General features: G+C 71.3%; 18 protein-coding genes. 7 read left to right on the plus strand and 11 right to left on the minus strand.

Annotated elements, in window-relative coordinates:
• Positions 1-4 precede the first annotated feature (4 nt).
• From AB0I66_RS05190 to AB0I66_RS05225, 8 genes are all read right to left on the minus strand, one after another.
• Positions 5-1885 (minus strand): hypothetical protein, encoded by a 1881-nt coding sequence (locus tag AB0I66_RS05190; protein ID WP_363206307.1) that lies wholly within the window; start codon positions 1883-1885, stop codon positions 5-7.
• Between the two features lie 128 nt (positions 1886-2013).
• Positions 2014-3282, minus strand: a complete 1269-nt coding sequence (locus AB0I66_RS05195) for an MFS transporter (protein WP_363206308.1) — start codon at positions 3280-3282, stop codon at positions 2014-2016.
• A 46-nt stretch (positions 3283-3328) separates the two neighbouring features.
• Positions 3329-4573, minus strand: a complete 1245-nt coding sequence (locus AB0I66_RS05200; protein ID WP_363206309.1) for an ATP-dependent carboxylate-amine ligase — start codon at positions 4571-4573, stop codon at positions 3329-3331.
• A complete protein-coding gene (locus AB0I66_RS05205) occupies positions 4570-5748 on the minus strand; it encodes a DegT/DnrJ/EryC1/StrS family aminotransferase (protein WP_363206310.1) in 1179 nt (392 codons plus the stop codon). Before AB0I66_RS05205 ends, AB0I66_RS05200 begins: the two co-directional genes overlap by 4 nt.
• Positions 5745-6920, minus strand: coding sequence for an arginine 2,3-aminomutase (gene blsG / locus AB0I66_RS05210; RefSeq protein ID WP_363206311.1), 1176 nt, complete (start codon positions 6918-6920; stop codon positions 5745-5747). Before blsG ends, AB0I66_RS05205 begins: the two co-directional genes overlap by 4 nt.
• Before the next feature lie 32 nt (positions 6921-6952).
• Positions 6953-7876 (minus strand): CGA synthase-related protein, encoded by a 924-nt coding sequence (gene blsF, locus AB0I66_RS05215; protein WP_363206312.1) that lies wholly within the window; start codon positions 7874-7876, stop codon positions 6953-6955.
• Complete coding sequence (blsE, locus tag AB0I66_RS05220) at positions 7864-8850, minus strand: cytosylglucuronate decarboxylase (RefSeq protein WP_363206313.1); 987 nt, start codon at positions 8848-8850, stop codon at positions 7864-7866. The genes blsF and blsE overlap by 13 nt, the downstream gene beginning before the upstream one ends.
• Positions 8843-10186, minus strand: coding sequence for a hydroxymethylcytosylglucuronate/cytosylglucuronate synthase (locus tag AB0I66_RS05225; RefSeq protein ID WP_363206314.1), 1344 nt, complete (start codon positions 10184-10186; stop codon positions 8843-8845). The genes blsE and AB0I66_RS05225 overlap by 8 nt, the downstream gene beginning before the upstream one ends.
• A 578-nt stretch (positions 10187-10764) precedes the next feature.
• Here AB0I66_RS05225 and dhaK point away from each other — a divergent pair.
• From dhaK to AB0I66_RS05240, 3 genes are all read left to right on the plus strand, one after another.
• On the plus strand, positions 10765-11757 hold the full coding sequence (dhaK, locus tag AB0I66_RS05230) for a dihydroxyacetone kinase subunit DhaK (RefSeq protein ID WP_363206315.1): 993 nt from the start codon (positions 10765-10767) through the stop codon (positions 11755-11757).
• Between the two features lie 95 nt (positions 11758-11852).
• Complete coding sequence (gene dhaL / locus AB0I66_RS05235; RefSeq protein WP_363206316.1) at positions 11853-12461, plus strand: dihydroxyacetone kinase subunit DhaL; 609 nt, start codon at positions 11853-11855, stop codon at positions 12459-12461.
• Positions 12454-12864, plus strand: a complete 411-nt coding sequence (locus AB0I66_RS05240) for a PTS fructose transporter subunit IIA (RefSeq protein ID WP_363206317.1) — start codon at positions 12454-12456, stop codon at positions 12862-12864. The genes dhaL and AB0I66_RS05240 overlap by 8 nt, the downstream gene beginning before the upstream one ends.
• 9 nt (positions 12865-12873) lie before the next feature.
• On the opposite strand, the gene AB0I66_RS05245 is transcribed toward AB0I66_RS05240, so the two are convergent.
• Positions 12874-13503, minus strand: a complete 630-nt coding sequence (locus AB0I66_RS05245; protein ID WP_363206691.1) for a glycoside hydrolase family 75 protein — start codon at positions 13501-13503, stop codon at positions 12874-12876.
• Between the two features lie 363 nt (positions 13504-13866).
• Between AB0I66_RS05245 and AB0I66_RS05250 the strand changes: the two genes are divergently transcribed.
• Both AB0I66_RS05250 and AB0I66_RS05255 read left to right on the plus strand, forming a co-directional pair.
• Positions 13867-14757 (plus strand): fibronectin type III domain-containing protein, encoded by an 891-nt coding sequence (locus tag AB0I66_RS05250; protein ID WP_363206692.1) that lies wholly within the window; start codon positions 13867-13869, stop codon positions 14755-14757.
• A gap of 200 nt (positions 14758-14957) precedes the next feature.
• Positions 14958-15470 carry a hypothetical protein gene (locus tag AB0I66_RS05255; RefSeq protein ID WP_363206318.1) on the plus strand — a complete coding sequence of 171 codons (513 nt, stop codon included), beginning with the start codon at positions 14958-14960 and terminating at the stop codon, positions 15468-15470.
• 91 nt (positions 15471-15561) lie between these two features.
• Here AB0I66_RS05255 and AB0I66_RS05260 read toward each other — a convergent pair whose 3' ends face one another.
• Positions 15562-16113: a PadR family transcriptional regulator gene (locus AB0I66_RS05260; RefSeq protein WP_363206319.1), complete on the minus strand. Its 552-nt coding sequence runs from the start codon at positions 16111-16113 to the stop codon at positions 15562-15564.
• A gap of 59 nt (positions 16114-16172) precedes the next feature.
• On the minus strand, positions 16173-18194 hold the full coding sequence (locus AB0I66_RS05265) for an NADPH-dependent 2,4-dienoyl-CoA reductase (RefSeq protein WP_363206320.1): 2022 nt from the start codon (positions 18192-18194) through the stop codon (positions 16173-16175).
• 259 nt (positions 18195-18453) lie between these two features.
• On the opposite strand from AB0I66_RS05265, the gene AB0I66_RS05270 reads away from it, so the two are divergent.
• The gene (locus tag AB0I66_RS05270) at positions 18454-19746 is read left to right on the plus strand and encodes an ABC transporter substrate-binding protein (protein ID WP_363206321.1); all 1293 of its coding nucleotides are present in this window, start codon (positions 18454-18456) and stop codon (positions 19744-19746) included.
• Positions 19747-19789: 43 nt separating this feature from the next.
• Entirely contained in the window at positions 19790-20722 is a 933-nt protein-coding gene (locus AB0I66_RS05275; protein ID WP_363206322.1) for a sugar ABC transporter permease, read from the plus strand.
• The last annotated feature ends 1 nt before the right edge of the window (position 20723 follow it).

A 20723-nucleotide genomic window follows, 5' to 3' on the forward strand; every position in this document is an offset into this window, starting at 1 on the left:
CTTTTCAGTCGTGGCCCGGGACGACTCCGAAGTGCCGCCGGGCGGTCGAGACAGCGAGGTCCTGTACGGCGAAAACCGTGAAGTAGTAGGCCTGCGGGGCGGTGTCGGGCGCGAACCGCACCGTGAAGACGACGTCCCTTGCGCGGTCGTCGGAGCCCCGTACCTTGATCCGTTCCGGTTCCACGGTGGTGTCGTCGCGCAGATAGCTCGGCAGGAACAGGCCGAGCCGTACGGGGCCGGGTCGCGCCGCGGTGAGAGAGGCGCGCACTTCGAGCACGCCGCCCTGTTCCACCTCGTCGGCGGCGTAGGCGAGAAGTTGCGGCGCGTCGGGGACGCGGAAGGTGACGTCACCGCAGCGCATGCACACCACGCAGAGGGTGTCGAGGATGTGCGGGAGCAGTCCTCGGCGGGCGAACTCCTGGGCGGGGCGGCCGCAGTGGCAGAGCACCTCGTGGACGTCGGGGTCCAGTGAGCTGCGGTCACCGAAGTGGGCGGGGTAGTTCATGATCTCGTTCTCGGGGTTCTCCGAGACCTGCCCGGCGATCACATGGTCGAGGGACTGCAGGTCCGCCGAGAGGGACGAGCGGATCTCCTCGGGCGACTGGTCCGCGAGGTGGGTGGGCCGGGCCACCAGGAGGTCCACCTTGCGGGCTAGTTTGCCCAGGCGCGGGCGCAGGCCGTGGTTGTGCGGCAGCAGGTCCGACGTGAGCAGCGCGGAGAGCCGGCGGCCGACGGTGAGGACCAGCGGGTCGGGGGCGTGGTCGGAGGGCGGCGGCGGTGCCGGGGTGTCCTGTGGCTGTCCCGGCAAGCCGAAGCGCATGAACGCGGGGTACGGATGAGAGCCCGCCAGGCTGGCGTTGAGGGTGTCCACGGAGTCCGCCCCGGTGGCGGCGGCGAGCATCCAGGCGACGTTCTCGGGCCGGTCGGAGTCGTGCACGGAGACGGCGGACACGATCGTGCGTGCCGGGCTGTCGAGGGCGTTGAGCAGGAGTTGGTACTTGGGGTCGTAGAGCGCGAGGTCGGCGAGCGGGCCGCTGTTGCAGGCGCTGAGGACCAGCTCCGCCGCCTCGACCTTGTTGAGCGGGACGAGCTTGTCCTCGGGCTTGTAGCAGGGCAGCCCGTAGGCGCACCGGGGGGCCAGGACACCGGGCTCGGCGGTCGCGGTCTCGTTCAGGCCGCAGATGGTGAACTCGCCGAGGTTGATGCTGTCGTCCTTGCCGTGGCCCTGGAAGACGACGCGGCGCCACCGGGTGCCGAGGATCTCCTCCTGGATGTCGTGCCGTTCGAAGTCGCGGTCGTCGAAGACCTTGACCCCGGGGAGCCGCGGCGGCCGGTCGGTGTCCGTGAACAGGCCGAGCGCCTCGAGGTCCGCGGGGATCGCGGCGTACTGCTTGGCGATGTTCCACGCCACCGAGGTCCCGTCGCGGCCGCTGAGCAGGGACAGGCCCCGCCGGGCGTCCCGGTAGGTGGCGAGGAGCAGCGGGCGCACCGGGTCGAGGTTGAGCCGGGCGTAGGTGCCCACCAGCAGGAGCGTGCCCGGGGGCCGGTCGTGGAAGCCGGCGAGGTCGTCCTCGGTGAGCCACTCGCGGGCGAGCGGGCGGGCCAGATCCACGACGGCGTCGGCCAGTTCGGACGGGCCGAGCACGACGCCGAAGTCCAGGGGGGCCGGGCGGCGCACACCGGAGTAGAGGCGCGATGCCAGGGCCACGCTGTGGACCAGGTCGTCCCGGTCGTCGACCGGTACGGGGATCGGCGTCCGCTCGGGTGCGTCGAGGAACTCCCGTACGGCCGTGGCGAGATCGGCGTACTTCACCGGACCGAACAGCGCGCTGTCAGGCTCTGGTCGCGACGGCTCGTGGCTCGGTCGGGAGACGGCGGATTTCATGAAGCGTTACCTCGTGTTCTTACGCTGACCTGCGTTTTCTTACGCTGACCCTGCGAGGAGTGACGTGTGGGGCGGGTGACTGTCCGGGAGCGGGGCCGCCGGAGGCGCGCGGGCCGCTCCCCGCCCGGTCACCGCTCCCCCGCTTCGGTGGGCACGCGGACCGCTGTCGTGCGCCCCATCAGGCCCCGGCAGGCGAAGGCGACCAGGGCGGCGGCGAGTGCGGTGCCGAAGGCCGCGGCGAAGACGCCCCGCGGGCCCGCGGGTTCCATGAGGAGCCCGCCCGCCTGCTGGCCGAGTGCGTCTCCCACCACCGTGGCCAGGGATGCCCAGGTGAACGCCTCGGTGAGTGAGCCGCTGTCCGCGAGGAGGCTGACCAGGGACATCTCGCTGGCGGAGACGAGCGCGATGGGCACGCTGCCGACCGCGAGCGCGAGCGCGAGGGTGAGCTGCGAGGTCGCGAGCAGCGGAAGCCCCGTGCCGACGGCGAAGGCGAGCACCAGGCGCGGGAAGCGCAGGTGCACCGCGACCTCGGACTGGGAGCGCCCCAGCCACAGGGCTCCCAGGGCGCTGCCGATGCCCCAGCAGGCGTACACCAGGCCGGTGCTGCCCCGCGAGCCGTGCTCGTCGACGAAGGCGGGGATGGCCAGCGTCATCAGGCCGACGGGCACGGCGCTGAGTGCCATGACGGCGGTCAGCGCGAGCATCGGCGAGGAGCGCAGGGGGCCGAGGAGACCGCCACGGCCGGTCCCGTCCCCCGCGTCGTCCTTGCCCGGCGTCGCCGTCTCGCCGTCGACCTCCGCGGGTACGCGGGTGAAGGCGAGGCCGATCGCCCCGATGCCGCCGATCACCGAGACGGTGGTCAACGCGGCTCCGGCAGACCCCGTCAGCATCAGGCCCGCGAGCATCAACGGCGCCCCGATGACCAGGACTTCGGTGAGCAGCGCCTCCCACAGGTAGGCGGTCTCCCGCTCGTCGTCGCGCAGCGGCAGGCGCGCCCACAGCGACCGCATGCAGGCGTTCGCCGGGGGAAGCGCGATACCGGCGAGCACCGCCAGGGCCGGCTGCGCCCAGTCGCCCGGCTCGGTCGCCCACACCAGCGCGGTGAGCGCCGCCGGATAGCCGACGCCGGTCAGCAGCAGGACGGTCCTGCGGCCGTGCCGGTCGACCCGCCGGGCGATGAGCGGGCTGCCGAGCGCCATGCCGACGGTGTAGAGCGCGGAGACCAGACCGGCCTGGGCGTAGCTGCCGCCCTGTTCGCGCACGAGGAGCACCATGGCGAGGGACATGAGGTAGACGGGGAGCCTGGAGACCACGCTCCACCAGGCGGGTCCCGCGATCTGACGGCGGGTGAGCAGGGCGGCGAGACGGCGGGCAAGGCCGTTCGGCTTCGATTCCATGGTTCCTGTTCCGTGGTGGCCGGGTGCGGGCCGGCGAGGGGGTGACTCAGTGCTGCAGCGTTCTGGCCGCCGGGGTCTGGGTGATCACTTCGATCGTGAAGGCGTCGAGTACGCCGCGCATGCGCCGTTCCACCTCGGCGATCGACGCTCCGGTCACGTGGACGTATCCGGACGCGTTGTGCGAGGCGCGGCGTGCCTCCACGAGGTCCCCCTCGCGGTATCTGAGGACGCTCTTGACCACGCCGGGCAGGCTCAGCAGGTCATCCTCGGCGGTGATGCGGTGCACGGTCCCCGAGCCCGGCAGCGGCAGCAGCAGGTCTCCCGCGCAGCGGCGCCCGGAGTAGTCGAGGAAGGGGCGGCGGCCGAGGTATGCGTCGAGCGTGGCGCCGAACACGTCGAAGCCGTAGGCGTATCCGTGGTTGGCGGTGATCTCGCAGCCCGCGAGCCGGACCCCGATCTCGCCCGCGTACACCTCGTGACCGACGACGAAGAACTCCATGTGGGCGTACCCGTGGTCGATCCCCATGCCGGTGACGATCCGCTGGAGCATGCCGCGCAGGTCGAACGGCGGGCCCTCGTCGGTGGCGACACTTATGTTGGCGTTCATCGCGCCGTCGACGATGTCCAGCGGGCGGCACGGCATCGCGCTCGGCCACGCGTCGAGCACCTCGCCCTCGTGGATGAGCCCGCACACTTCCCACTCGGTGCCGCCCAGGTGTTCCTCGACCAGCCAGGACCGGCCTTCCAGGGCCACGTCGGCCAGCTGGTCGGGGCCGGTGAGCCGGAAGGTGTCGACGCAGGCGAAGGAGTCCACGGGCTTCAGCACCACGGGCCAGCCGCACCGCGCGGCGAACTCCGCGGCCTCCTGCGCCGTGGAGACCCGCGCGTACCGGGCGGTGAGCAGGCCCAGCTCACGGAACTTGTCCTTCATCGCTGCCTTGTCGCGCACCCAGCTCACCTGATGTTCCGTCAGGTGAGGCAGGCCTGCCAGGGCGGCGAACCGCTGGGCGATGTCCTGGCGCGGTTCGGACGGGTTGCAGAACCGGGTGGGCGCGGCGGGGAGTTGTGCGGCCCAGGCGCGGTAGCGGGCCGCCTCGTCCTCCGGCGGAAGCCGCTCGTTCACCCAGAACGCGGGCACGTGCGCGGTCTGCCGTACGTACGCCTCCGAGAGGTCCTGGCGTGCCGAGGCGAACCGCAGCAGGACAAGGCGGCCGGGCAGGGCGTCCACGGCGTACCGGGTGAAGGAGGAGGCGCGGTCGTCCGCCATCAGGAGCACGGGTGGCGCGTTCACACGCTCTCCAGGGCCTGGCGGACCGCCTTGACCGCGAGGACCTGTTCGGCCTCGGAGAGCTCCGGTGAGAGCGGCACGCACAGGGTGCGGTCGAGGAGGTCCCTGGTGCGGGCGAACCCGTCGCGGCTGAGGGCGAGCGGCTGCTCGGGGGCGAGGTTCCAGGGGAAGCCGTCGGCGTAGAGCGAACGCCGTCCGGCGACCACGGGATGGTCGGGCAGGAGATACTTGTTGAGCGTCCAGTTCGCGATTCCCCGCTCGGTGAGCGCGGACACGGCGGCGTCGCGTAACTCCCGGCTCTCGCAACGGAATCGCAGGCTGATCTTCACGTCGCCCGCCGCTCTGGGCAGGATGTCGAGTCCGCTGCGGTCGGGCAGCTCCTCCATGGCGATGGCGTGGTGGCGCTCCAGGCCGGAGAGCACCTCGTCGAGGTGGCGGAACTGCTGGTACTGGACGGCGGCGACCTCCTCGCTGGTGACCAGGTTCTCGCCGTAGTAGGCGTCCTCGTTCCAGGTGGGGTAGCGGCCGGGCACCCGTGCGGAGCCGTGGTCGTGATAGCAGCGCATGGTCTCCCAGGCGGCCGGGTCGTTCGTGACGAGCAGCCCGCCCTCCCCCGAGGTCAGCACTTTGTTGTGGTGGAAGCTGAAGGTGCCCGCGTACCCACGGGTTCCGGTGTGCCGCCCGTCGGGGAAGGTGGCGCCGAGCGCCTGGGCACTGTCCTCGATGACGTACGGGACACCGTCGGGCAGCGGTGCGACCGTGCCCTCCATGTGGGCGACGACGGCCCGTTGGGCGCCCTCGGGGATCAGCGAGGTGTCCATGGAGAGCGAGTCGTCGACGTCCACCAGGACCGGGATGAGCCCGCTGGAGAGCACGGCGCCCGCCACCGCGACGAACGTGACCGCGGGTATGTGCACGACGTCGCCGACGCGCGGGCGGGTGGAGACCAGGGCGAGCCGCAGCGCCTCGGTGCAGTTGTGCACCGCCAGCACATGGTCGGCGCCGAGCCGCTCCCCGACCCGGCGTTCGAGGCGCGAGGCGACGCTCTCGGTCTCCGTCTGGTAGCGGAAGAGGACCCCGTGCTCGATCGCGGCACGCAGCTCGTGCATGTCGGACCAGTCGAGGTAGTTGGCGCCGTAGGGGAGGAAGCGCAGTCCGAGCCGTTTGTCGAGGGTCATGTCGCGTCAGCCTCCGTGATGGGGTGCACCGAGGCGTCGACGACCATCTCCTGGCCTCGGTAGTTGCGGAGCAGCAGGCCTTCGGGCACGCGGGAGTAGTACGGCTGGGCGATGGGGATCTTGCCGATCTTCGTCGTCAGCACGTACTGCGGGACGCCGAAGCCGGTGATGTGCCCCTGCAGGCCCTCCATGATTTCCCAGCCCTTCTCGATGGAGGTCATGAAGTGGGACACGCCGGTGACGTTGTCGCAGTGGTAGAGGTAGTACGGCCTGACCCTGATGCGCAGGAGCTCGGTCATCAGGGTGCGCATGGTCGTGACGTCGTCGTTGACGCCGCGCAGAAGCACGGTCTGGTTGCCCACCGGGATGCCGTGGCGCAGCAGCCGGTCGACCGCGGCCGCGGACTCCGGGGTGATCTCCTTCGGATGGTTGAAGTGGGTGTTCAGCCAGACCGGGTGGTAGCGCGCGAGCATCTCGCACAGCTCGTCCGTGACGCGCTGGGGCAGCAGGACGGGGAAGCGGCTGCCGATGCGGATGATCTCCACGCTGGGGATGGCCCGCAGGCCGGAGATGATCTCCTCCAGCTTGCCGTCGCGGTAGGAGAGCGGGTCGCCGCCGGTGAGCAACACGTCGCGGATCTCGGGATGTTCGGCGATGTAGCGCAGGTCCTCCTCGAAGGACTCGCCCTCGTTGTCGCGGAAGTAGCTGCCGTCGACGTCGGTGGTGTGGAACTTGCGCGTGCAGTGCCGGCAGTAGACCGGGCAGGCCTCGGTGATCAGCATGATCACGCGGTCGGGGTACTTGTGCACCACCCGGTTGGTCTTGCGGTAGAACATGTCGCCCACGGGATCGACTTCGGCGCCGCTGTACTCCGCGAGCTCGCCGAGCGCGGGCACGGCCTGCTGCCGGATCGGGCAGGTGGGGTCGTCCGGGTCCATGAGGGACGCGTAGTAGGGGGTGACGCTCCAGCGGTACTTGCCCGCCGACTTGTCGATGGCCTGTTCCTCGTCGGCGGTGAGGTTGATCCACTGCCGTGCCTTGTCGACGTTGGTGACACGCTTGCGCATGTGCCAGCGCCAGTCGTTCCACTCCGCCTCGGTGATCCCGGGAATTCCCGGCCGGTCCGGTAGGGGGTGGCGGTCCGCGTCTGTGGCTCCAGGAGTGCGGGGCATGGTGTCTCCAGGTTCGGCGGGTGAGTGACCTGTCACAGGGGTGCGAGGGAGAGTTGGCGCAGGGTGCGGGCGACGCGCTGGGCGCCCCGCAGGTCGTCCGCGGCGCCGTCGAGGGCTGACCACGGGTCCGGTGCGCCCGGCTGCCCGGGGGACCAGAGGGACGGACCGCGCGGGTCGGCGGCCACGGGGACGGGGAGCGCGCGGGCCATGCGCTCGGCGAGGTCACGCTGCCCGTCGCCGAGCGGCGGCAGGAAGGCGAGCGGCGCGCGCCGGGCCTGGGCGAGTGCCACCGCGCCCAGGGTGGGTGCGGCGAGGAGCAGTTCGGCGTCGGCGTGCAGGGCGTCGACGTCGGTGTCGGCGGCGCGTCGAACGCGTACGCCGTCGAGCCCTTCGAGCGCGGCACGCACACTCTCGACGCGCGTGTCGCACACCACCTCGCACCGCTGTGTGCGGCGCACCGCCTCCGCTGCGAGCGCGCGCAGCGGCCCGGAGGTGAACGCGTCCGCCTCCCCGTCCGGTACCCCCCACAGCGAGAGCAGCAGCAGACTGCCGCTCCGCTGCCGCCCACGCGCCGTCCGTACGGGGGCGAGCACCCCGGTGGTGCGCGCGCCGCCCGGCGTCGCGGGCCAGGGGCCCGGGAGCCATCCCGGACGGTGCACGCGGTGCAGTGCGCCGTCGGTCACGGGGTCGACGGCGGCCTTGTGCCCCGAGTGCACCCGTACCACCGGCACGCCGAGGTCGAGCAGACGGCGGGTGGCGGCATCGTCGTCGCAGACCAGGGCCACGTCCGGCGGCGGCCCGTCGCCCGCGGTGGGCTCCAGGTCCGTCAGGTGCGCGGCGATCCGGCGCCCGGCGAGCAGCGAGTCGAGTTCCTCGTCGCGCGTCACGAGCAGCACCCGGCGCGGGGCGGGCCCTGACGGCTGCGGGGCGGGACCGCCGGGGTTCAGTACTGCCACGGCGCCGCCACCCCGAGCCGTGCGACGTCGTCGCTGTACCCGGCGGCCGTGGTGGAGCAGCCGCCGCACATGTCGGGTCCCCGCTCGCGGAAGAAGTCCGCGTGGCTGCGGAAGACCGGGGTGTCCAGGTGGATGGTGCCGCCTTCGCGCAGCGGGGCACCGCCCAGGTCTTCCCCCTCCCGGTGCGGGAGGCAGCTGCAGGCGTACATGCGCCCGTACTTGCCGTCGATGTAGATCACGTCGTCCACGACGTGGCACAGGGGTTCGGAGGCGCGCGGGGTCAGCGATTCGGCGAAGTAGCGGTCCTGCTCCTCCCGGGTGTCCCCGTAGAAGCGCTTGCCGAGGGGCACGAGGTGGGTGGCGGGGTCGGCGTCGTAGATCGGGTCGCAGACCGCGCGGACGTGATCGGGGTCGGGATAGGTGATGGAGCGCTCCAGCTTCAGTGCGGAGAGTTCCCACTGTTTGACGCCGGCCTCGGTGAGGACCTTCTGCAGCTGCGGCATCTCGGTGTAGTTGTGCGGCCCGACCACCGTGTTGACCCGGGGCAGGACGCCGAGGGCCGCGGCGTCGCGCAGCCCCTGCAGGCCGTTGTCGAACATGCCGGGAGAACGCCGGTAGACGTCGTGCGTCGCGGCGGATCCGCCGTCGAGGCTGACGATCACCTGGGCGAGGCCCGCCTCGGCGAGGCGTGCGGCCTTCTTCGGCAGCATCATGCCGTTGGTGATCATGGACATCTTCATGCCCGCGTCCGTGCCCGCCCGCACGAGTTCGACGACGTCGCGGTGCATGAGCGGTTCGCCGCCGGTGAACCGCACGTACGCCACTCCGGCCGCGCGGGCCTTGGGCAGCAGCTCGGCGAAGTCCTCCGGCGAGAAGCGGAACGTGTCACGGGAGAGCGCGAACTCGCACATGAAGCAGTCCGCGTTGCAGGCTTCCAGGATCCTGATGAAGAGATAGCGCTGACGCTCAGTCATGTACGTCGATGCCTTCCTGGACGGTACGCGGAGCCGCGGGCCGGGCGGGGCCGGGCAGCGGCTCCCTGTCGAGTACGCCGAGCAGGGCGTCGGCCACCTGGGCGGCGCCGCCGATGCCGACGTGAGCGGCGAGTCCTCCCCACACGGCGCCTTCCGACGCGCGGCGGAGGGCCTCGAGCACGCCGTCACGCACGGCGGTCACGCTGCCCCGGGCCTGTTGCGCCCCGGCAGCGGCGGTGATCCCCCCGTAGATGACGCGAAGGGCCGCATCCTCGCCCTGCGCCCGATGGGCCAGGACCTCGCTCTCGGCGAAGACCGACGAGGGCCAGACGACTCTGACGTCGGCGAGCACGGCCCGGCCGTGGAAGCGGCCGTTGAAGATCTGGCTGAGGTTCTGCGGGGGCAGGCAGACCGTGGGCACCGAGAGGCTGCCGGCCTCAAGGAGGGTGGTCAGACCCGGCGAGGTGAGCAGCAGGTCGCAGGCCGCGAGCCGGTGGAGGAACTCGCCGTGGGAGAGCGGGCCCGCCGTGACGCGCAGGTCCGCGCCGCTCGCCGCGCAGAGCCGCTCGGCCAGATCGGCGGGCAGATTGCCGGCCACATGCGCCTCACGGACCCCGTATGTTGCCAGGGCCTCCAGCACTGCGGGCACGACGATCTCCGGATAGCGCGTCCAGTCGGCGAGGCCGGGGGCGCGCAGGCCGCCCAGGTTCACCAGGGCGCGCCGGAAGGGCCGTGGCCGGCTCATCCGGGGCGCCGGGAGGTCGGGGGGAGCGCCGATCACGGCCTCGACCCAGCGCAGTTCGCGTACGGAGGCCAGTACGCCGAGGCACTCCTGCGGCAACTCGACGCTCTGCTGCGCGCAGTAGACGGAGACCTTCAGCGGAAGTTCGGGCAGGTCGCCCTCGGTCCACAGGAACGGCAGGCTGTCCACGAACACGGTCGGCACGCCCGCGGCCTCCAGGGCCATGGCCGCCGGTCCGTCGAGCACGACGACGGCGGCGTCGATCCGCTCCGCCTCCACGACCTTCGCCACGGCATCGGCGCTCTCCCCCGCGGGCCCCCCGACCGGCAGGTCGTACCAGCGGTCGACCCCGTGCCGGGCAAGGAGCGGCCGTCCGAGGCCGGAGGCGAGGCCGACGAACCTCAGCGGACGAGCGGACCGTTCGCGCAGTGCGGCAAGGACGGCGCTCAGCTTGCCGGAGCTTCCCCAGCCGAACTCGGCGCCCGCGACGGCGACGATGGCCGGTTCGGCGGCGGGGGTCATGGCGGGTGCGCCGGGGGCGGGGGCGGGTTTCTCCCGGACGGCCGACGGGTCCGGGGGGCGTACACCATGCATCGTTCTGTCCAACTCCCTTGCCGGGGCCGGGGTGTGGCCCCCGTCGGGTGAGTACGGGGAGGGAATGTCACGTCGGGATGGCGGGTGCATTCGGGCCGCGCCGCGGCGGTCGTCCACGGTGACCCTGGCGCAGAGGGAGTCCCTCCGCTTCCCACACGATCACCCCTGTCCCCAGGCGACGCAAAGGCCCCCCTGTCACCTTCTGGCCATCCATAAGTAGTTGCGAACTGATTGCAATAAGACGCGCACGCGCCACGCCCGGACTCACCCGAATGACACGTTCCAAGCACCGGCATCCCAAGGGCGAACGGAGTGCGCGGGTGACCGTGGGGGCACCCGACACCCTCTCCAACAAGCCGTTTTGGCGACCGAGGACGGTCAGCGGGACGACCCGGAACAACGGCCGAAAGAGGCCACTGGCACATGCCGTGCGAGGGGTGCCCCGGGAGTCTCTTTCGCCCGGCCGACCGGCACCTTCGTCCGAGCTTCGCGCATCTTTACGCCACTGCCTTGATACTGACCTCGGGACCTCGCGTCCCAGCGACACCCAGCCTTGCCGATGTCACCAGGAGGTACCCGTGAAGATGCTGATCAACGTCGCGGAGACAGTCGTAGCGGACGCGCTGCGAGGCATGGCGGCCGCGCATCCGGACCTGACGATCGACGTGGAGAACCGCGTGATCGTACGCAGGGACGCCCCCGTCGACGGGAAGGTGGCCCTGGTCTCCGGCGGAGGTTCCGGGCATGAACCGCTGCACGGCGGGTTCGTCGGGCCGGGAATGCTCTCCGCAGCCTGCCCCGGCGAGGTGTTCACCTCGCCCGTGCCGGACCAGATGGTGCGGGCGGCGGCCGCCGTGGACAGCGGGGCGGGGGTCCTGTTCGTCGTGAAGAACTACACGGGGGACGTCCTCAACTTCGACATGGCCGCGGAGCTCGCCGAGGACGAGGGCATCCAGGTCGCCAAGGTGCTCGTCAACGACGACGTGGCCGTCACCGACAGCCTTTACACGGCGGGACGTCGCGGCACCGGCGCGACGCTCTACGTCGAGAAGATCGCCGGAGCCGCCGCCGACGAGGGCATGCCGCTGGAGCGGGTCGAGTCGATCGCCCGGCAGGTGAACGAGAACGCGCGCAGTTTCGGGGTCGCCCTGAGCGCCTGCTCCACGCCCGCCAAGGGCAGCCCGACCTTCGATCTGCCCCCGGGCGAACTGGAGTTGGGCGTCGGAATCCACGGCGAGCCCGGACGTGAGCGGCGCCCGATGATGACGTCGAGCGAGATCGCCGAGTACGCGGTGAACGTGGTGCTCGACGACCTCAGTCCCCGCAACCCCGTGCTCGTGCTCGTCAACGGCATGGGGGCCACCCCCCTGCTCGAGCTGTACGGATTCAACGCCGAGGTCCAGCGCGTCCTCGCCGAGCGCGGGGTCGTCGTGGCACACACCCTGGTCGGCAACTACGTGACCTCGCTGGACATGGCCGGGGCTTCCGTCACGCTGTGCCAGGTCGACGAGGAACTGCTGCGGCTCTGGAACGCCCCGGTGCGTACGGCGGGGCTCCGCTGGGGTATCTGATCCGTACCGGTGTCCCGCCCTCACCACATACCGCTCGTGCCACTCGTACCGCTCGTGCGACTTTGCCCAACTGTTCTACCGCGCAAGGAGTTTCCGTGCTCGACGCCGCATTCTTCCGTCACTGGCTGACCTCGGCCGCCGCACTCGTCGACCGGGAGGCGCAGCGGCTCACCGAACTGGACTCGCCGATCGGCGACGCCGACCACGGCAGCAATCTGCAGCGCGGGTTCACCGCCGTGGTGGCCACGCTGGAGAAGGAGGTGCCGGCCACGCCGGGGGCCGTGCTCACCCTGGCGGGACGGCAGTTGATCTCGACCGTGGGGGGCGCCTCAGGGCCGCTCTACGGCACCCTGCTCCGGCGCACCGGCAAGACGCTCGGTGACGCCGCCGAGGTAAGCGAGCAGGAGTTCGCCGACGCGCTGCGCACGGGCGTGGACGCCGTCAGCGCGCTCGGTGGCGCGGCGCCCGGCGACAAGACCATGCTGGACGCCCTCGTCCCCGCGGTCGACGCGCTCGGGGAGTCGTTCGCGGCGGCGCGCACCGCGGCGAACGAGGGCGCCCTGGCCACGACCCCGCTGCAGGCGCGCAAGGGGCGGGCCAGCTATCTGGGCGAGCGCAGCATCGGGCACCAGGACCCCGGGGCGACCTCGTCGGCGCTCCTCTTCGACGCGCTCGCGCAGACCGCGGAGGCCGGCCGTGACTGACGACAAGCTGGTCGGCATCGTCCTCGTCTCGCACAGCGGCCCCGTCGCCGAAGCCGTCGCCGCACTCGCCACGGGGCTCGCGGGCGGCGGGTCGACCGCACCCGTGGCCGCCGCGGGCGGCACCGAGGACGGCGGCCTCGGCACGAGCGCGGAGCTCATCTCCGCGGCAGCCGCGAAGGTGGACGGCGGCGCGGGTGTCGCGATCCTCACCGACCTGGGCAGCGCGGTCCTGACCGTGAAGGCGCTGATCGCCGAGGGCGACGAACTCCCGGAGGGCGCCCGTCTGGTGGACGCCCCCTTCGTGGAGGGCGCGGTCGCGGCGGTGGTGACCGCCTCGGCGGGCGCCGACCTCGCGGCGGTGGAGGCCGCGGCGGCTGAGGCGTACTCCTACCGGAAGGTGTGAGCCAGGAGGTCAGTTCTGGCGGAGGAACTGCCGGGCCAGCGCGTCGCCTTGGGTGACCGCGGCCTGGTGGCTCTCGATGGGGGACGCCCTGGGGCCCTCGAAGACGATGTAGGTGACCCCCGCGCCGGTGCCGCCCGTCCTGGGATCGGGATTGATGCCGAGCGACTTCGCCGACGCGTACGACGCCTCGCCGATGAGGTCGGTGGGCCCGGTGTCGCCGACGACGGCGTACAGGACCTTGTCCTGATGGATCACGGCGACCACCGAGCCGCCCGTGATGCCGTGCTTCGCGTAATTCCAGCGGCTGCTCGGGCCCGGCAAGACGACGTACGGGAGCTGCTCCGCGCTGAGCTGGCGGCCGTTGGATTCCTGGAACGCGGTGGTGTCCTGGAACAGCGGGTCCGTCTGCCGGTTGCAGGCCTTGCTCGGCCGGCCGTCGCAGTCGATGTCCATGTCGGCCTTCCAGAACACCGCACCCCGCTTGCCGCATACGGGGATGTCCGCGGGGGCTCCGCTGTCCGTACGGTACTTGCCGCTCGACACCTGCTCGCAGGACGTCACCTTGGCGAGGAGCGCGGCGGCGGACACGGTTCCTTCCTGGGGATATGCCGCGGCGGGCGGGGCCGCGGGGGCGATCAGGGTGGTGGCGGCGGCGACGGCGAGCGCCGGGATCGTGGTGCGCACGTGAGAAAGCCTTCCGTGGGGAGGGGCTGGCGGCCGTTCGGAGGGAGGGCCGACTGCCTGGAGCACGTGACCAGACATGCCAATCTGTCCCGGCCCCTACACCTCGGCCACCGCCGAGGCAGGGACCGCGCACGCCGGACCCCTTGATGTGCACCCGACAGCCCTGTCAAATAGGTCCGGACCAATGCCGCCCGAACGGAAGGCACGACCGTGCGACGGACCCCCCACCTGTCCGCCCTCCTGGCCGTCACCGCCTGCACCCTCACCGCCTGCACCCTCACCTCCTGCGCATGGGGCGGCGACCAGGACGCGAAGGACATGCAGCCCCCGGCCGCGCCCCGGGGCGTCACGGTCCAGGCGGGCAGCGCCACCACCGCCCATGTCATGTGGAACCAGGCGACGGACGACACCAAGGTCACCGGTTACGACGTCTACCGGGGCGCCACCAGGGTCGAGCGCGTGCCCGGCGAAAAGCACATGGTGGACGTCGTCGGCCTGAAGCCGTCGACCGCCTACACCTTCACCGTCCGCGCCCGGGACGCCGAGGGGAACGTCGGACCGGCCAGCAAGAAGCTGACGGTCACCACGCCCGCCGCGGCCTCCGCCGACCGCGAGCCGCCCTCCCGTCCCGGCTCCCCGCGGGGCACGGTCGAGGGGAGCCGGGCGGTGACGCTGTCCTGGGGAGCCGCCAAGGACGACAAGGGCGTCGCCTCGTACGAGATCTACCAGGGCTCGTCGAAGATCCACAGCGTGGGCGGGAACGAGCGCAGGACCCTGGTCACGGGGCTGCGGCCGGGCACCGCCTACCGCTTCACCGTCAAGGCCCTGGACGCGGCCGACAACGCGTCCCCCGCGAGCCGAGTCGTCCGCCTGACCACCGCGGCGGGCCGGGACGACGGGAGCGGCACGGCACCCACGAACTTCCGCGCGAAGACGCGCCTCGACGACGGGGCGTACTACATCGACCTGGCGTGGACGCCGCCGCGCACCGGCGGCGCGGTCGCGGAGTACCAAATCCATCTCGACGGGAAGAACGCCACCTCGCTGGTGTTCGGCGGCACGGCGCCACGGGACAAGGCCAAGCACAGCTTCTACGTGGGCAGGGACCCGGGCGACAGCCACCGCGTGAAGCTCCGGGCCAAGCTTCCCGACGGGACGTGGGGCGGCTACTCCCCCGAGCGGACGGTCACCACGGGCCCGCGCCCCTGACGCCGGGCAAGCCACCGGATCGGCCGCGGGCCGGGACGGCGGCTGTCGGCCGTACGAAGGATTCCGTCACCTGCCCGGTGGCTGTCCGCATGCGGCCTTGCCGGATGGCACGTTGGCTCATCGGCAGGTAGCACGGGCGCTTCCCTACCCCCGGCGGCGCATGGGATGTACCGCCTCCCGTGCCACCGGAGGGCAGACTCATGCGCACACTTCAGATATTCGTCCGCTCCGGCCTGACCATCGCCGCCGCGGCTGCGCTTCCGATGGCACTGACCGCTCCGTCGGCGTCCGCCGCCGCCGGAGGAATCACGGTCACCGCCAGGGGATCGACGGTCACGGTGACCACGGCGGCGTGCCCCGACGGAGGCAACGCCTCGCTGATGAGCAACGGCCAGGCAAGCTTCGCCCAAGGCAGGCAGATGGAACTGACGGGCGGCAGCGCCTCCTGGCAGAACGTCAGCACCGGCCTGCACACGGTGGCGGTGATCTGCGAGGACGGCACGACGGCCGGTTCCCAGACGGTCACCGTCGGGGCGTCGCCGACCACCGCGTCCACGACGGCGCCCGCGCGCGGCGTCCGGGGCGGTCTCGGCGGCGGCAGCGAGGACTACGGCACCACCACCCTCGTCGCGGGCGGGGCCCTCGTGGTCCTGGCCGCGGGTGGTGGCGGCGCCTGGTACCTGCGTCGCCGAGGTGCGCAGCACAGGCTCTGATCCAGGGTCACGAAGAAGCGGCTGCCCCCGGTCCCGACTCGGGCCGGGCCGGCGGCAGCCGCCGCTCACGTGGGCGTCAGGCGTCGGGGCGTCAGGCGTCACGTGCCGGGTCGGGCGCCCCGAGCTCCTCCAGGGTCTGCTCCAGCCACTGCGTCCAGAACGTCTCCAGGTCGATCCCGGCCCGCAGCACCACATGCCTCAGTCGGTCCTCCACCGCGTCCTTGCCCGGCGGGAAGTCCCTCTTCTCGATCTCCTCGTACTCGGCCAACTGGCTCCGGTGCAGGGCGAGATGGCGGTGCAGGTCCGCCTCGATGCCTTCCGTGCCGACGACCGCGGCCGCCCGCAGACGCAGCAGGAGCGTGTCCCGCAGCGGCTTGGGGTCCTGGCTCGCGGCCGTCCAGCGGGCCAGCTCGGCGCGGCCCGCGGGCAGGACCTCGTACTCCTTCTTCTGCCCGCGCGTGGCCTGCTGTTGCTCAAGGGCGCGGATGGACCCCTCCCGCTCCAGTTTCCCCAGCTCGCGATAGATCTGCTGGTGCGTGGCCGACCAGAAGTAGCCGATCGACTTGTCGAACCTGCGGGTCAGCTCGAGCCCTGACGAAGGCTTCTCCAACAGGGCGGTGAGGATCGCGTGCGGGAGTGACATGGCGGCCATCCTAGGTACGGCGTCCGGAGCGGGCGCCCGGGGTCACGGGGCCACGGGTGTCACAGCGCCGCGGCCAGCTCCGTGCCCTGCTTGATGGCGCGCTTGGCGTCCAGCTCGGCCGCCACGTCCGCGCCCCCGATGAGGTGCGCGCTGTGCCCGCCGGCGAGCAGCTCCTCGTACAGGTCACGGCGCGGGTCCTGGCCCGAGCAGAGGACGACCGTGTCGACGGGGATGACCGTGGACTGTCCGTCGACGGTGATGTGCAGGCCCGCGTCGTCGATGAGGTCGTAGCTCGCGCCCGCGACCATCGTGACGCCGCGGTGGCGCAGCTCGGTGCGGTGGATCCAGCCCGTGGTCTTGCCGAGGCCCTGGCCGACCTTGGAGGTCTTGCGCTGCAGGAGGTGGACCGAGCGCGGCGGGGTGGGACGGTCGGGCGCGGTCAGGCCGCCGCGGTCCTTGTAGTCCATGTCGACGCCCCACTGACGGAAGTACGTCGCCGGGTCCAGGCTCGCCTTGTCGCCGCTGTCGGTGAGGTACTCGGCCACGTCGAAGCCGATGCCGCCCGCGCCGATGATCGCCACACGCTCTCCGACGGGCGCGCTGTCGCGCAGCACGTCGAGGTAGCCGACCACGCTGGGGTGGTCGATGCCGGGGATCTCGGGGGTGCGCGGGCTGACGCCGGTGGCGACGACGACCTCGTCGTACGCCGCCGCCGCGAGGCTCTCCGCGGTGGCGCGGGTGTTCAACCGGACGTCCACGCCGTGCAGTTCGAGCTGGGTGCGGAAGTAGCGCAGGGTCTCGTCGAACTCTTCCTTGCCGGGGACCTTGCGGGCGACGTTGAGCTGGCCGCCGATCTCGGACGCAGCGTCGATGAGCGTGACCGCGTGGCCGCGCTCGGCCGCCGACACCGCGAAGGCGAGTCCGGCCGGGCCCGCGCCGACGACCGCGACACGCTTCTTGGTGCGGGTCGGCGCGAGGACGAGCTCGGTCTCGTGGCAGGCGCGCGGGTTCACCAGGCAGGAGGTGATCTGTAGGTTGAAGGTGTGGTCCAGGCAGGCCTGGTTGCAGCCGATGCAGGTGTTGATGGCATCGGGCTGCTCGGCCTTCGCCTTGGCCACGAAGTCCGGGTCGGCGAGCAGCGGGCGGGCCAGGGAGACCATGTCGGCGGCGCCGTCGGCGAGCAACTGCTCGGCGATCTCAGGGGTGTTGATGCGGTTGGTGGTCACGAGCGGCACGGAGACCTGGCCCATGACCTTCTTCGTGACGAAGGTGTACGCGCCGCGCGGCACGGAGGTGGCGATGGTGGGGATGCGTGCCTCGTGCCAGCCGATGCCGGTGTTGATGATCGTGGCGCCCGCCGCCTCGATCTCCTTGGCCAGCTGGACGACCTCGTCGAGGGTCGAGCCGCCGGGGATCAGGTCCAGCATGGAGAGGCGGTAGATGATGATGAAGTCCGCTCCGACACGCTCGCGTATGCGCCGGACGATCTCGACGGGGAAGCGGATGCGGTTCTCGTAGGAGCCGCCCCAGCGGTCGTCGCGCTGGTTGGTGGGCGCCGCGATGAACTCGTTGATCAGGTAGCCCTCGGAGCCCATGACCTCGACGCCGTCGTAGCCCGCGAGCTTGGCGAGCTCGGCGGCGCGCACGAAGTCCTCGACGGTCTGCTCGACCTCGGCGTCCTGAAGGGCGCGCGGCACGAAGGGGCTGATCGGCGCCTTGATCGCGCTCGGCGCGACCAGGCCCTCGTGGTAGGCGTACCGCCCGAAGTGCAGGATCTGCATGGCGATCTTGCCGCCCTCGGCGTGCACGGCGGCCGTGATGCCCGCGTGCTCCTCGGCCTCCGCCTCGGTGGTCAGCTTGGCGCCGCCGTCCCAGGGGCGGCCGAGCTCGTTCGGGGCGATGCCGCCCGTGACGATGAGGCCGACGCCGCCGCGCGCACGGGTCGCGTAGAACTCCGCCATCCGCCGGAAACCGTCCGGCGCCTCTTCGAGGCCCACGTGCATGGATCCCATCAGAACCCGGTTGGGCAGGGTGGTGAAGCCCAGGTCCAGGGGGTTCAGCAGGTTCGGGTAGCGGCTCATGCGGGCCCTCCGTACGCGATGTGTCGTCGGGACAGTTCTAGAGGACGCCGACCCCTTGTGCAACTAGTTGCATAAAGACGTGGCGGGCGCCACTTCGGCTCAACCAACACTCGGTGACCTTTTTGCCGCTTTCGCCGGAAGATTCACCGTGCGCAACAGGGGATTGACCATTCAACGAAGCACTTCTACGCTCCTCGCACCCCCGCAGGTATATCGATTAACCCCTGGTTGTCATCGCCCTGGTTGGAGTCATCTCGCTGTGCGCTCAACGATGAGTCGGCGCGGCTTCCTCGCCGCAGGTTCAGGCCTGGCCGCCGCCACCACCCTGCCCGCCCTCGCCGGCTGTTCCACGCTGGCGTCGGCGGATTCCGATCCCGACACGCTCGTGGTGCACAGCCAGCTCGGCACCACCGCGCCGGGCTCGCCCACGTACCTGTCCGCCCTGAACACCTTCCGGGACGAGAACCCGGGCCTGAAGGTGAAGAACCTGGTCAACGGCGACGACCTCGCGCAGGTCTACGAGACCTCACGGCTGGCCCGCAAGGAGCCGGACGTCGTCATGGTGAACCTCTACGACAAGACGCTGGCCTGGACCGATGTCGGGGCCACCGTCGACGTCAAGGGCTACATGGACGACTGGGGGCTGCGTAAGCGCGTCCTGCCCGTCGCCCTGGACGCCTGGACCGACGGCAAGGGACGGCTGCGGGCCTTCCCGTACTTCGCCACCAACTGGCCGGTCGCCTACAACACCGCGCTGCTCGACAAGGCCGGGGTCGACGCGATCCCCACCACCGGCGACCATCTGATCGGCGCGGCCCGCAAGCTCCGCGCCAAGGGCATCGCGCCGGTGACCGTCGGCGGCAACGACTGGACGGGCCAGAAGCTCCTCGCCCAGATCATCCAGACCTTCCTCTCCCCCGACGAGGCGCGGAAGGTCTTCACGAGCGGCGACTTCAGCGGCAGCCGTGGCGCCCGCGAGGGCATCGAGTACTTCACCGCCCTGCGCGACGCGGGCGTCTTCGCCGACAAGGCGCAGGGCCTGACCTCCGACACGATGACGACGCAGTTCAACACGGGCGCCGCCGCCGTCCAGTCCGCCATGTCGTCGGCGCTCGCCAAGGTCCCGGAGAAGATCGCGCGGCACACCGAGGTCGGCGGGTGGCCGCTCGCCCCGGGTGCCGCGCACGAGAAGCCGACGATCCTGCGCACGTACACCCTGATCGGTTTCTGGATCAGCCCGAACGGCACGAAGAAGCTGGACGCGGTCGAGAAGTTCCTGCGCTTCATGTACCGCCCCGAGACCGTCTCGCGCTTCATCAAGGAGAGCGGCCGCGACATGGCGCTGCGCTCCGACACCCTCAGCACGGACTTCCCGCTGGTCGCCGCCGCGCAGCAGCTCGGCACCGACGTCAGCCAGGCCCTGCTGCCCGATCTGTACGTGCCGCCTGCCGCGACCCAGCCGCTGATCACCGCGACCAGCACGGCCTTCACGCGCGGCACGAGTCCCGCCAAGGTGCGCTCCGTGCTCGAAGCCGCGTACCGCACCGCATGAGCCGCCCGGCCGAGCTGCCCGAGCCTTCTGGGAGTCACCCGAGATGACGACAACGATGTCGACGCCGGGCGGGACCGAGGTCCGCCCCGCACCCGCCAAGCCACCTGTCCGCAGGCGCCGCCAGGAAGGCGGCACGATCCTCGCCGTCCCCGCCCTGGTCTGGTACCTGGTGTTCATGGTCGGCCCGATGATCGCGATCTTCGTGATCGCGGCCCTGCACTGGCCGGGCATGCTGCAGCCCGTCTCGTTCGCCGGGTTCGACAACGTCCGCACGGTCTTCGACGACCCGGTGTTCTGGGACGCCGTGCGCAACACGGCGGTCCAGCTCGCCGTCGCGCTGCCGATCATGATCGTGTGCGCGTACATGCTGGGCTACTACGTGGCGCAGAAGCCGCCGGGTCACAAGGTCCTGCGCTACCTCCTCTTCATCCCCGGCCTGATCTCCACCCCGGCCAAGGCGATGGTGTTCTACGCGGCGCTCTCCCCCGACGGCCTGGTCAACGGCGCGCTGAAGTCGGTGGGCCTCGGCTCGGTGACCGACGCCTGGCTCGCCTCTCCCTCGACGGCGCTCGCCTGTCTGATCGTGCTCGACGTCTGGGGTGGCATCGGCTTCACCGCCGTCCTGTTCGCGGCCCGGCTCGGGAGTGTGCCCGAGGAGTTGGGTGAGGCGGCACAACTGGACGGCGCCGGGCACTGGCGGACGATGTGGCGCGTGCACTTCCCGGTCATCCGCGAGTACGTGGGCGTGGTGACGATGCTCCAGTTCCTCTGGACGTTCTTCGGGTCGGCCCAGCACGTCCTGCTCCTGACGCAGGGCGGTCCCGGCAGTTCGTCGACGACGCTGTCGTTCCTCGTCTACCAGAAGGCGTTCATCGCGGCCGACCTCGGCTACAGCCAGACCGTCGGCGTGATCCTCTTCCTGGTCGGCCTCGTCGGCCTGCTCACCATCCGCCGCGCTTTTCGCCAGAACTACTGAG

The organism is Streptomyces sp. NPDC050439 (assembly GCF_040655335.1).
Taxonomy (GTDB): Bacteria; Actinomycetota; Actinomycetes; order Streptomycetales; family Streptomycetaceae; genus Streptomyces.